Raw genomic sequence first — 12813 nt, forward strand, 5'->3', positions numbered from 1 at the left:
TGTCTCTTGATTACCACCGTTGTTTTAAATCCTGCGATTGATGTTCGGTATTCGATTGACCGTTTTGAACTGAACAAATCCCATCGTTGCACCCACTATCAAAAAACGGCGGGCGGGAAAGGCTTGAACGTGTCAAGGGTTCTTAGAATACTAGGTGATGACGTACGGGCAACGGGGTTTTTGGGAGGAAACAGCGGGGAATTTATTGCAGGTGAATTGCACCGGTTGGCCATTGAGAATCGGTTTGTTAGGATTGACGAAGAAACAAGAACCTGTATCGCTATTTTGTCAAAGGATCTAACACAAACGGAAATCCTGGAATCCGGTCCTTTCATCAAGAAAGAATTCGTTGATCAGTTCTTGACTCTCTACAGGAAATTATTAGATGATACGACTGTTATCTCTGCGTCCGGAAGTTTGCCGAGAGGACTGGAGGACGACTTTTACAGTTTGTTGATTGAAGAAGCGCACAAGAAGCGGGTTAAGTTTGTCCTCGATACAAGCGGTTTGCCGCTGAAAAAGGCGATTCAGGCCAGGCCTTTTTTGATCAAGCCGAATCAAACCGAGCTGGAACAATTATGCGGCAAAAAATTATCCAGTGAAGAGGATGTAATTCAACAAGCTTGTGAACTTTACTTCGCGGGTGTGGAGAATGTGCTAGTCTCCCTGGGGGCCGCCGGTGCGATTCTAGTGAATCGTGAAGGGGTATTTAAGGCTCGCATCCCCAAAATCCAGGCTATAAACCCTGTTGGCTCCGGAGATTCCATGGTTGCCGGATTCGTCCATGCGATATCAGCACATTCAGATTGGGAACATGCATTACGGTATGCCTGTGCGTGCGGCGTTGCCAATGCGATGGAAGAGGAGACAGGGAAAGTGAATGCTGAAACCGTTCGCGAAGTGTTGAAGAAGATTGATGTGTTTGGGGCTGTCTCGAAGTAGCTGAATATTCGGGGCACAGCCCTTTTTCGTGCGAGTGTAAAATCTTTATTGGGGTCTGACATGCACTAGAATTGGAGGTTTGGCAATGATCAGATTCGCAAGGGAAGAAGATCTTGAGGGAATTCTTGAGATTTATAATGATGCCATCTTGAATACAACTGCAGTTTATGCTTATAAACCACATACACTTGAGAACAGAAAGCAATGGTTTTTGAAAAAGAAACAAGAGGGATATCCAATAATCGTTTACGATGATTCCAGCATTGCAGGCTTTGCAACCTATGGCCCCTTTCGGGCATGGCCCGCCTATAAGTACACGATTGAGCACTCGGTATATGTTCATAAGGATTATCGTAATAAAGGTGTTGGAAAATTACTGGTTCAAGAAATAATAAGGTTAGCCAATAAACAAAATTATGCCACATTAGTTGCGGGAATCGATTCAACAAATGTGGCAAGTATTAAGTTACACGAAGGGTTGGGTTTCACGTTCGCGGGGACAATAAGAAAAGCCGGATTCAAGTTCGGGAAATGGCTAGACCTTTCATTCTATCAAAAGGAATTAGTAGGGCCTAAAATGCCGACGGAAGAATAAAAATAAAAATTATTACAGAGCAGTTGGAGATCTCTTATACTCGAAAAGCAATTCGGTAAAACGCAATAAATTATACATTTTGGTGTTTTTAACCATATCATCTCCAAATCCTTGATACAGAATCTTTCCTTCGGGAGTTAGTCCTTGTACAACTACTTTTTCGTGAATATCTTTTTCAGTGGGGCCGATGGGTTTCCCCTTCAATTTTTCAGTGTCAAATCCATAAATGAAGCATAAAAAGGAAGAGGAAGCCTAAAACTAGAATATGACACCGACACGAATGGGGGATCGTCATGACACCTCGCGTGGGTCAAATTGCCCCAGATTTCGAGCTTTCTTCTACACAACACAAAGAAAAAGTCAAACTTTCCGATTATCGTGGCAAGAAGAATATTTTGCTCGCGTTTTATCCGCTTGCTTTTACACCCGGATGAATACGCGAGTTGACCTCCTGGAAGGGGGACTATGAAAGGATTCAATCGGCAGGTGCGGAAGTGCTCGCCGTCAGTGTCGATCATATTTACGCCTTGAATGTGTTCAACGCCTCTTTAGGCATGTTGCCGTACCCGCTGCTCTCCGACTGGCATAAGAGGTCAGCAGAGTCCTATGGGATTCTCGATGTGAATATGGGCGTGGCAAAGCGTACGGTGTTTGTGATCGACAGGGAAGGGAGGATCCGCTATCAAAACTTGGAGTTCAAGGCACAGGTACCGGGTCACTATGAGGAAACACTTCGGCAACTGGAGATACTTCAATAAACAAGGCGGCTCATGATAAATCGGGCCGCCTTTCCAATTCTTCGATTTGCGAGAAATAAAATGTGGTCCGATGTATTCATCGATTTTTTGCAATGTGAAGGGATTCAATCAAAAACAGGATTGCGGTATACCATTTTCGTTAAGCGACCTGTTCTGCCAAAGAGGGGGATTTTAGACACAATTTCGGACTTGATCCGGTAAATCTTAGGTATTACTATATAATAAACAAATTTCCAATGAAAATACTATGTTTTTTAGGAGGACTGGAGATGGCTTTGTATTTGATAGAGTCCGTGCTGCCCGAAGAGTTGCGCGAATGTGATATATTTAAAAAGTCTGTTGAAAGTATCGACCATTTTTTAAAAGAGGAAGAGGGATCACTTTTAGAAGTGCAAGTTTCCAAGGATCTTACCCGAGCATTTTTTGTATTTGAGATTTCTGACCCGAATAAAATCAGAGAGATCTTAGGTAAAGAGAATATCCCAGTCACACTGGTAAAACAAGTTCGACTGGTTGGTCAGGAACTTGAAAAAGTTCGTGTAAACACAGACAAAGTTCGTTATGTTGTTGAATGGAATCTTCCCGAAGGTTTAACCATGGACGCCTATCTAAAAAGAAAAAAGGAAAAATCGGTTCACTATGCCGAGGTACCAGAAGCGACATTCATTCGAACATATGTCTGCGAAGACATGACAAAATGTCTGTGTTTTTATGATGCCCCGGACAAAGAAATAGTTAAAAAAGCTCGTAATGCTGTTCAAGCTCCTGTAGATTCTATTACTGAAGTCCTCCCAATCGATCAAGTTAAAAAATAAAGAAACGGGATCGATACCAATGAATGATACTCCAAAAAGTGTTTGTACGATACAAGTGAGACACAAAGAACTGACCAGAGCAAGACATGAAGTTGCCCAAATCCAAAAGGAGTATGAATGCAATGACAGTCACGAAACCGGGTTTACTTGATGATTTAATCGAAAAAAATCTTCGGCCCATAGTTACTTCCATTGATGAAAACGCGTTGTATCCAGGTGATTTCTTAAAAATCCTTGGTCGAGAGGGTTTTTTCTCACAGAACGGGAACGATGAAAAAGAGCATAGAGAAAAAACCATGTTCCTGATTGAAAGAGTGGCGGAGGAATGTAATTCGACTGCATTTCTTATTTGGTGTCACACGACAGCTATTCGGTTTGTTCGAAACTCCGACAACGATTATTTAAAGCAAGAAATCCTTCCGTTATTAGAAAATGGTCAACGACTCGGTGGAACAGGTTTATCGAATTCCATGAAGTATTATGCTGGCATGGAATCCTTAAAATTGAAAGCCCAAAAAACAAACGATGGTTTCCTCGTGTCAGGTACCTTACCTTATGTATCGAATGTGGGTCGCGATCACTGGTTTGGGATTATTGCGGAAGTATCCGACTCAAATCGAATGATGGCTTTTGTTCCTTGTCACGTAGAAGGACTCCACAAGATTCAACTCGATGATTTCTTAGGGTTAAATGGAACAGCAACATACAGTTGTCGTTTTGAACATGTGCTGGTTCCCTATGATTGGGTCTTAGCGCACGACGCTGATAGTTATGTCAAAAGAATCAGGCCAGAATTTGTTTTGAATCAAACGGGTATGGCACTGGGACTGGTAAAAGCATCAGTCAAGAACATAGAACGCTTACAGAAAAAGCAAAATAATGCCAACTCATATTTAGACTTGCAACCAAACGAGCTGAACGAAGAATTGAAAACCCTCCGTGACAATGTTTATAAGTTAGTTAGACATCCAAAAAACTTTAAGGAAATTCTACAATCCAGGTTAGATGGAGCAAATTTAGCGATTAAAGCTGCACACGCGGAGATGCTGCACAGTGGGGGCGCAGGCTATGTTAGGCATAGTCCCACCTCTCGCCGACTTCGAGAAGCTTATTTTTTAAATATTGTCACCCCGGCAGTTAAGCAATTAAAAAAGTTATTAAATATGTAAGTGAATGCAATTCCTCAGCCGGAAAACACTAAGATCTTCATGAACACTTTAAATCGCATATCGTACACCTATGGGAGAAACCGGTCTTATATAAGAACCGGTTTTTTATTTGGATTTCTAGCGTTTTCCGCAATTTGTGGTCACTACCCTCGAATATTTGTCCGTTTCGATCCCCTCATACTTTTATTCTTTCTTTCAATGCCAGAGGAAGAGTTCGGGATACGAACGGAGACTTTGCGAATTGGTGGGAATGACCGAGAGCATTCATCGCACCCGTCGAATAGAATGCAAATGAGACAGGCTTGGGGATCGAAGGCAACATCGGATTCTTTTAGAAAGGGGATCTCCAAGATGTATTACATTTGTCTTATTTGCGGAAAGTTTCGGGAAGGCGGCGATGACCGGATTTTAAAAAACGTTTGCGAGAAGTGTGAAGACAAAGGCTATCCCATTTCCGAGGAGGAGAAGCGATGCTTCCTGCGTTGTTAATAAAGATTGCCCTGATTATCATCATGGTGAGATGCATCTATGTCGCGTTCAAATGTAAACATTCGATCCTCGACATGTTATTTTACGTATCGGTTGTTATTGTAGCCTTTGCGTATTATCTTGAACATTTCCATAGTTTCTTAGGGATCTACCCGTAAATGTCGAAAATGACCATGACGTTCTTTTTACCAGCAGACTCAGATCAAGGGTTGTTAGGGCGCGGATGACATTTTACGTCGAGAAAAACTGGATCCGAATCAAAAGAATCAAGGTGGAGATGGGGAAGGGAACCCATACGACCTTGATTCTTTTGATTTATCGTATGGGTAAAATTACCTGTCAATAGTTAATTGTAATTTTGCTATACTTATGTTAAGTTTTTTCTCTTCGTTTAGGGGTGTCTGCAGTGAAACGCGGACGCAGAATACTAAGACCCCAAACCTTAACGTTGTTGATCTGTGTTTTGCTGTGGCCCCCTTGAATGAGGTAAAACCTACTCGGGGTGTAATAGAAACATCAAGCAGATATTGTGCAAAATAATATCGATATTTCAAATGACGAAAATGCTTAGAGAAAATTGGCGGACTTCAACTTCGTGTAAGAAAAATCAAATCTTAGGAGGTTAGAATGAAGAGAAAGGTAATAAGGATAGTATCTCTCATGGCATTAGGATTGTTAACAGTACCGACAACAACGTTAGCTGATGATGCGAAAATGGTGGCGGGGCCGAAGAAAGCAACATACTCAAGGAACATTCGCCAGAATAAAAAAGAATCCCAGCCCATGCCTAAGACTGAAGTGAATACATCTCGACGAAAACCAGAGGAACCTAAGACGAATCCTGCTGTGACTTATAAGATAACGGCTTATACCGCTAGTTCTCCCGATTGTGGAAAAACGGATGGAATCACAGCTTCAGGGGTGAAGGCTAAGGCTGGTATTACCGTCGCGGCGAGTAAGGATCTACCATTTGGAACGGTTCTGTATATAGATGGGATCGGTTATCGAACCGTTCAAGATCGAGGAGGAGCGATAGGTCCAGGTCATTTAGACCTGTATGTCGACTCAGAGAGTTCCGCGATTAAGTTTGGGGTCCAGTATTTAAAGGTGACCGTAGTAAAACTTGGTAGCGGAACTCCCTAAGGGGACTGATTAAAATAAGACTAACGAGCCATTAGAATGGCATCTGTTGGTCTCTTCTATTTTAAGGATGTAAATTTACATAACATATTTTACGTTAACTTATATCTTCACTTGATTGATATATTTTCCTGCCCCGTCATCCAAAGCGTGCAGGTCATGCAAGTATCGTTCTGTTGTCCGCAAACTCTCATGCCCCAGTTGTTTTTGTACTTGTAAAAGCGGTGCGTTCGCATCCAAAGCGAATGTTGCGCATGTATGCCGCAAAATGTGCGGCGAGATCTTGCGATGAAGCCCTGCCCGCATACTCAGTCGATAAAGAATGTCGCGTACGCCATTTTGTCGGTAGTGGGTTCCTTTGCTTGTGAAAACGAGCGGGGACGTGTCACGCGGGTTGAGCTTTGTCGAAAGGCCTGCTTCCGCCCGGTTGCGGCATAGCAATTCAAATACATCCTCGCGAATGACGACACTCCGTTCTTTCGCCCCTTTTCCTTTGATCATCCAACCGATGTTCCCATGCATATCTTGATAGAGATCACACCATTTGGCCTGGCAGAGTTCTTCTACCCGTGCGCCAGTCGTGAGCAGGACAGCCACGAGCAAATAGACTCGTGAATTTTCCTCTTTCGCCGCCTGATCCAATAAGCGTTGCGCTTCTTCTGGTTGCAACGAGCGGCGGTGGGTCGCACGGTTCGGTGTTCTGGGAGCGGCTATCAAAATCGCTGGATTTCTCTGTATGTAACCTAATCTATGGGCAAACAGGAAGAGGGAACGCATCACATTGATCATGCGCTGTTGGGTCGCCGCCGAATAATGGGACAATGACTGGCAATAGGCGACTAACTGAACATAGGTGACTTCACGCAGCGGAGTTCCTTCAATAAATTTAAGAAACGCTTGCAGATCGCGTGTATACGCACGTTTCGTCTTTTCCGACCAGGGCTTCGGTCGCGGACGTTGCAAAAACAATGTGATCAAGTGTTCGTCCGAGAAAATACCCAGCTCTTGCGCCGTTGAAGGGATGATCGAATGGTTTCCGGAAACAAGCTCATTCATCCTAAAAACCCTCTCTCTATCTTATTATTTTTAGTATAACATACATAGCGATAAGTGGTTATTATCGCCATACTTATTTTTATAAAGCAAAAATAAAACTAAAATATATCTAGAGGACGTTAGAAAATAAAATTTTACCTGACTAGGTGTGTCCTGGCAATTCTTTTGTGAAAGTTTCTCTATCGAGATGACCATTTTCATCCAGTTCTCTTACGCAAAAGAAATGACGTCTAGGAACGTTTTACGCGTCAGTTAGGTATAATAACCATTCGACGCTCAAGAAAAAGCCTTTAGAAGCCAAAATAGAAGGGGGGTTATACATGAATTTTTTTACATTTTATATGAAAATTCCACACAAGCCACATGAACAGCCAGTAACCAAAAAATGAATATTCATGTCTCCATCCGCTATTGTGAACAAACCATCCCACCCTTTCCGACATCAGTTCTACAAGAGGCGCCAGAAAGGCGATCAAAAGCGCGAGCAAGGCGCGAAATGATCTTTTTAACTGCTCTGCGACATAAAGAAAAAAAGCGGTTGCGAGGGGTAATACAAACAATGTAAAGGCTATATTGAATGAAAAGAGGTTTGGAAACGGACGATGAGGGAAGGAATACATCTTGTTCTCTACAAAGACGAGATCCGCATACGTACCCAGCCAAGAGGAAAAGATCATCGCAGGCACGTATGACCAAAACGAATGTTGCCCATTACGATTTGAGAGGAAATATTTTTTCCTGTGCCATGATGGCCCGTTCGATTTTCTCCAATGTTTTGCAATAGGCATGAGTAATCTCTCCATCCACGTTTTCATTTTGATTGACTAAGTAATAGAGGACTCTCCAATCCTTAAACCAGTCGCCTTTCTCCGCTTCCTCATGCTCCATATCGTTCCAGACATGAACCAAAGCGGGACTGTACAATCGTCTTGCGCCCGGCCTCAACTTGCAATGTTCGATCCTTTGCTGATAGGCGGATCCGGGTACGGATTCGTTTACGTTATTAAAAAGATGCGGCCAGTAATCTTTTCGGGATCCGGTATGTACATGTTTGGCCGCCCACTGCGAAACACTTTGTAAAACCTCGGAACGATGAAACAACAATGCATACAATCGTTTTCCCAATAAGATTCGTTCGTGCAGGGAAGCGAAGTGATGAAGGGTTTGACCGATAAGAAGCGGCGCCTTTTCAAAGCTCTTTTCATCTTTCTGCTCACAAGGGAATATAATTTGATTCAGGCTCAGCAAATCCTGTAACTTAAATTCAATCGTTTGTAGCACGGTTTCTTGGTAGAAGGGATTCTGAATCACTCTCTGTTCCAAATAACTTTGCTCATTGATAACTAGAGCGATGGCTAATAGATAGCAGTCACGAGAATCCCAAAAATGATTCCAGATCGTTTCCATGAAAACTGATACATGAAAAAATGGCAAGAGATAAAACAACTTGGTTTGTCTTTTTACACTTTCTTCATACAGCAAAAATTGCGGAAATACATCCTGGAAAATCAGCCAGTTTCCTCGCTCCAAGAAATTGAAATAGTTTTGTTGTTCCTTCTCTGTTAAGAGCCTGGAAAGCAAATCTCCCTTTAAATCGGTCATGTTCCAGCCACCGTTCCTCGATACCATATGTCCGAGAAAAGCCCAGTGAACTTCGGGATGTCGACAGTAATAATGATAATAGGCCATCGTACGTGTAATATTGTTCCTGTTTTTTTCTCGGGTCTGTTCTTGAATGTGATGAATCAACGTTCGATCTTTCGGAGACAAATCCGTGATATCAAGGCGGCGTTTCGCTCTATCTTTGCTTCTCTTTATCAATTCTTTCTTTATGGAATAAAGAGGCTGAATCTTGCTTTGTTTGAAATTCTCCCATTTCTTTTTGAAAATTTCGAGGCCCATGATCCTTTCCTCCGTATAATGGATCAACAACAATTTAGGAGAAGGAGTGGTTAGGTGAAGCCAGTGGAGACAGAGATCGATCGTCTGGTTTCATTATTAAAAAAGAGCCAGTCTCAAGACGGATCTTGGCGCTATTGCTTTGAACTCGGCTCGATGACGGAAGCGTATATGATCATCCTATTACGGACACTCATGATTCATGATGAAGACCTGATCAGGAAATTTGCCGAACGAATCATCCAAAAGCAGGAGAAAAATGGTGCTTGGAAGTTGTTTTATGACGAGAAGGAGGGGAATCTGTCTGCCACCATAGAAGCGTCCTATGCTCTATTATTTTCCGGCTACCGTGAAAAATCTGACGAGAACATGAGGGCGGCACGCGAGTTTATTTTGTCGAAAGGGGGGATCACGGAAGCGAAATTATTGACAAAGGTGATGTTGGCCTTAACCGGCCAGTTTCCGTGGCCTCATCGTTTTCTGGTTCCTGTTGAAATCATGCTGCTTCCTCATCATTTTCCGCTTCATTTCTTTGATTTCGTCGGATATGCCCGGGTACATGTCGCTCCCATCTTGATCGTCATGGATCGAAAATTTTCCATAAAAACAAAGAAAACGCCCGATCTGTCCGATTTGTACAGCAAACCGTTTAGATTCGGCAACGAGCCATTCTTTACAAATCAACAACAGACCAGAAGCCAGTCGATTTATACAATCATCAAAGATTGGCTTCGAAAGCTTCCTTATCTGCCTCAGCATATGCACACGTTGGCTCTACGTGCGGCTGAACGCTTTATGCTGAACCGATTGGAAGTTGATGGGACTTTATACAGTTATTTTAGCGCGACCTTTCTTATGATCTTCGCTCTACTTGCCCTCGGGTATTCCCATCGACATCCGGTGATTATTCGCGCAATTGAAGGATTGAAAACATTAGCGTTTGAAACAAACGGACAGACCCTTATGCAAAATTCAACGTCCACCGTTTGGGACACCGCACTGTTGAGTTATGCCCTACAAGAAGCCGGTATTCCGCACGCAAATCTAATGCTTCAAAAAACAGGCCGATATTTGCTTTCCAGGCAACACACCAAATACGGGGACTGGAGAATCCACAATCCCAATATCGAACCCGGAGGATGGGGATTCTCTGATGTGAATACGATCAATCCGGATGTCGACGATACGTGTGCCGCTTTACGAGCAATCAGCTCGCTGGCAAAAAACGATCCGTTGTATCGGAATGCTTGGAATCGCGGCGTCAAGTGGATTCTTTCCATGCAAAATGATGATGGGGGTTGGCCAGCATTCGAGAAAAATACAGACAAGAAAATCCTCAGGTGGCTGCCGATCGATGGATCAGATTCAACCAGCACCGATCCTTCCAGTGCCGATTTAACAGGGCGGACCTTGCATTTTCTTGGAAAACATGTGGGGTTAACCATCCACGATTCGAATATCAATCGAGCCGTTCGGTGGCTGATTCAACACCAGGAAGAAGATGGATCATGGTATGGCCGTTGGGGAATCTGTTACATTTACGGTACATGGGCAGCTATTACAGGCATGATTGCCGTCGGTGTTTCTCCCCATCATCCTGTCATTCAAAAAGCAGTCCGGTGGTTACTTTCGATTCAGAATTCTGATGGAGGATGGGGTGAATCCTGTTACAGCGATACGGAAAAAAAGTACGTTCCTTTGGGAGCAAGCACGCTTTCCCAAACCGCCTGGGGTGTCGATGCCTTGCTTGCCGTTTCAAACGAATCCATTCAAGCCATCGAACGAGGAATCCGTTTTTTGATCGATTCCGGAAGCAAAAACGATTGGACAACGATCTATCCAACGGGAGCCGGGATGCCAGGCGGGTTTTATATCCATTATCACAGTTACCGTTATATTTGGCCGTTACTCGCTCTCAGCCATTACAAGAACAAATATAACCAAGAAAACCACGTAGACACCCATCCCTCTTAAGTGGCATCATCAGCTGCTTGTCTTCTCAAAATGAAAACCCCTTTTCATCGCATGGGAAAAAGGGTACGGAACTTCGTCAAGAATGTCTAATGCCTGCCAATGAAAAATCCGCCAATCATCACAAAAACGGTGATCAGCTTAAGAACGGTTCCGGTAAGAAAACCGAGCAAAGAAGCGAAACCAACCTTTGCAAGATGTCCAGCGTTCCGCACATGCAAGAGTTCTCCAATGATGGCACCTATGACCGGCCCTAAAATGACACCGAGAATCGGCCCGACAAGGAAGGGGAGAACCATCGTCCCGACCGCCGCCCCGATCATCGCCTGTTTCGAACCTCCCGCTTTTTTTACCCCTAAAGTCGAAGCGAGGGAATCGATCGCGAAGTTGGCCAGAACCATGAGTGCCGATAAGATATACACCCACTTGGGAAGGGTATGAAATCCCGTGATCCATGCGTATACGATGACACCAGCAAATGCGAACACCGCACCTGGAAGAATTGGATAGATCGTAAAAACGATTCCCAATAGGAATAGAACAACAGCGATCGCAAGCGCAAACCAAACCATAAGATTCCCCCCTTTAACAAACTGGCTTTATTTTACCAGGGGTTGATGGACTTGTCGAATGGTGAAGACGATTCGTAGTTTTGCGCTATAATAGACCAGGAACGATTGGAACGACTTCTCAAAGGGGAAGGAGCGAGTTTTCTGTGGACAAAGACAGGGAAGAACGATTGTTGGCTTTGATGATGACGATGGATGAAGCCAGTGTGCGACGCATCGTTCGCCATACGATCAAGTCCGCTTCACCCAGACAGCAATCTATCCTGGAGAAGACGCTGATGAAATGGGAGAATATGAAAATCAACCATAAGGAAAAAGCGCGTGAGTCCGTACGAGAAGAACTGTTGAAAGGAAGGGCACCAGCGCACATCGCCCGTGACATGAATCTCTCCCAGACATTCGTGCAACAAGAGTATCAGATGCTACAAGCCTACGTCTATTCCGCTTTGGATCGATCTGTACCCGTAAACAACCTCACGATCTGTTGGTATTCCGAGCGAAACCCGCGCATTCTTAAAAGAAATGCGGGAATGACTCTTCAATGGAACAAAGGATTGTCCCTCTGTGATGAAGATGGACTGTTCCAACTGTTTTATCCGGATCATTCGGTACAGAACTTTTGCGTATCCTTTTCGGATGGAATCGTATACATAGAAAGTCTAATCAAAGAGAAAAAAGAGCAGATAACCCTTTCATGCGACTTTCATTTGAAATATGTACCCATTTTACATAAGACGAATGGATTATTCTTCAAGTCCGAGTAGGCGATATTCTTCCATTCCGATTTGTTTGCTCACAGGCAAGCGATTCGCCTTTTGAAATTGGATGATTGCTTCTTCGGTGGCCGAGCCGAATAGACCGTTCACCGGACCGTGGTAAAACCCGGCGGCCCGCAAACGATTCTGAATGATATACACATCACTGCCACGATGACCTCTCACGAGACGGTTAGGTAACTCATAAGGAGAACTCACTAAAGGATGTCCAAGAATATGTACTTGCATTCCGAGTTGTACAAATGGATAGAACTCTTCCACATCTCGGTTTCGCATCCGAATACATCCATGACTCACTCGTTGGCCGATCAGATGAGGGCGATTGGTCCCATGAATACCATAGGTTCCCCATGGGACGTTCAAACCTATCCAGCGCGTTCCGAACCCGCCGCCCCAATTTCTTGATTTTTCTACTACTTCCCAATCGCCGACAGGTGTCGGTGTCTCTGGTGTTCCCGGAGCGATGGGATACGTCTTGATCACACGTCCTTCCTCGATCAGTGATAATTTTCGTGTGTATACATTTACAAAAATTTCTCTCTTTGGTTCGCTTGCCTGTACGGAATCGGGTATGGCTATCAAAAACTGAAACAGAATGAAACAACTTACTGTAAGAATTAAACGCTTCAAACCA

14 protein-coding genes are annotated in these 12813 nt (G+C 43.7%); 9 read left to right on the forward strand and 5 right to left on the reverse strand.

The window, feature by feature from the left end:
• Window positions 1-6: 6 nt before the first annotated feature.
• The 7 genes from pfkB to DNHGIG_RS18060 all read left to right on the forward strand — a co-directional run bounded on the left by pfkB (window position 7) and on the right by DNHGIG_RS18060 (window position 5911).
• Window positions 7-942: a 1-phosphofructokinase gene (pfkB, locus tag DNHGIG_RS18030; protein WP_282200902.1), complete on the forward strand. Its 936-nt coding sequence runs from the start codon at window positions 7-9 to the stop codon at window positions 940-942.
• 85 nt (window positions 943-1027) lie between these two features.
• Window positions 1028-1537 (forward strand): GNAT family N-acetyltransferase, encoded by a 510-nt coding sequence (locus DNHGIG_RS18035; RefSeq protein ID WP_282200903.1) that lies wholly within the window; start codon window positions 1028-1030, stop codon window positions 1535-1537.
• 293 nt (window positions 1538-1830) lie between these two features.
• The gene (locus DNHGIG_RS18040) at window positions 1831-2295 is read left to right on the forward strand and encodes a redoxin domain-containing protein (protein ID WP_282200904.1); all 465 of its coding nucleotides are present in this window, start codon (window positions 1831-1833) and stop codon (window positions 2293-2295) included.
• A 269-nt stretch (window positions 2296-2564) separates the two neighbouring features.
• Window positions 2565-3110 carry a DUF4242 domain-containing protein gene (locus DNHGIG_RS18045; protein WP_282200905.1) on the forward strand — a complete coding sequence of 182 codons (546 nt, stop codon included), beginning with the start codon at window positions 2565-2567 and terminating at the stop codon, window positions 3108-3110.
• Window positions 3111-3232: 122 nt separating this feature from the next.
• Complete coding sequence (locus DNHGIG_RS18050; RefSeq protein WP_282200906.1) at window positions 3233-4279, forward strand: acyl-CoA dehydrogenase family protein; 1047 nt, start codon at window positions 3233-3235, stop codon at window positions 4277-4279.
• Between the two features lie 470 nt (window positions 4280-4749).
• Window positions 4750-4926 carry a hypothetical protein gene (locus DNHGIG_RS18055; protein ID WP_282200907.1) on the forward strand — a complete coding sequence of 59 codons (177 nt, stop codon included), beginning with the start codon at window positions 4750-4752 and terminating at the stop codon, window positions 4924-4926.
• Window positions 4927-5395: 469 nt separating this feature from the next.
• On the forward strand, window positions 5396-5911 hold the full coding sequence (locus tag DNHGIG_RS18060; RefSeq protein WP_282200908.1) for a 3D domain-containing protein: 516 nt from the start codon (window positions 5396-5398) through the stop codon (window positions 5909-5911).
• 99 nt (window positions 5912-6010) lie between these two features.
• Here DNHGIG_RS18060 and DNHGIG_RS18065 read toward each other — a convergent pair whose 3' ends face one another.
• The 3 genes from DNHGIG_RS18065 to DNHGIG_RS18070 form a co-directional block, all read right to left on the reverse strand.
• Window positions 6011-6964: a tyrosine-type recombinase/integrase gene (locus DNHGIG_RS18065; protein ID WP_282200909.1), complete on the reverse strand. Its 954-nt coding sequence runs from the start codon at window positions 6962-6964 to the stop codon at window positions 6011-6013.
• 314 nt (window positions 6965-7278) lie between these two features.
• Window positions 7279-7779, reverse strand: a complete 501-nt coding sequence (locus DNHGIG_RS21120) for a CBO0543 family protein (RefSeq protein WP_369414733.1) — start codon at window positions 7777-7779, stop codon at window positions 7279-7281.
• Window positions 7676-8866 carry a DUF2515 domain-containing protein gene (locus DNHGIG_RS18070; protein WP_282200910.1) on the reverse strand — a complete coding sequence of 397 codons (1191 nt, stop codon included), beginning with the start codon at window positions 8864-8866 and terminating at the stop codon, window positions 7676-7678. The genes DNHGIG_RS21120 and DNHGIG_RS18070 overlap by 104 nt, the downstream gene beginning before the upstream one ends.
• Before the next feature lie 54 nt (window positions 8867-8920).
• On the opposite strand from DNHGIG_RS18070, the gene shc reads away from it, so the two are divergent.
• Window positions 8921-10837, forward strand: a complete 1917-nt coding sequence (gene shc / locus DNHGIG_RS18075) for a squalene--hopene cyclase (RefSeq protein ID WP_282200911.1) — start codon at window positions 8921-8923, stop codon at window positions 10835-10837.
• 86 nt (window positions 10838-10923) lie between these two features.
• Here the strand turns inward: shc and DNHGIG_RS18080 are convergent, their stop codons facing one another.
• Entirely contained in the window at window positions 10924-11406 is a 483-nt protein-coding gene (locus DNHGIG_RS18080; RefSeq protein ID WP_282200912.1) for a DUF456 domain-containing protein, read from the reverse strand.
• A gap of 143 nt (window positions 11407-11549) precedes the next feature.
• Between DNHGIG_RS18080 and DNHGIG_RS18085 the strand changes: the two genes are divergently transcribed.
• Entirely contained in the window at window positions 11550-12167 is a 618-nt protein-coding gene (locus DNHGIG_RS18085; RefSeq protein WP_282200913.1) for a hypothetical protein, read from the forward strand.
• Here DNHGIG_RS18085 and DNHGIG_RS18090 read toward each other — a convergent pair.
• Complete coding sequence (locus DNHGIG_RS18090; protein ID WP_282200914.1) at window positions 12147-12809, reverse strand: L,D-transpeptidase family protein; 663 nt, start codon at window positions 12807-12809, stop codon at window positions 12147-12149. The two genes, DNHGIG_RS18085 and DNHGIG_RS18090, sit on opposite strands and share 21 nt — an antisense overlap.
• Window positions 12810-12813 lie beyond the last annotated feature (4 nt).

This window comes from Collibacillus ludicampi (assembly GCF_023705585.1).
Classification (GTDB): Bacteria; Bacillota; Bacilli; order Tumebacillales; family BOQE01; genus Collibacillus; species Collibacillus ludicampi.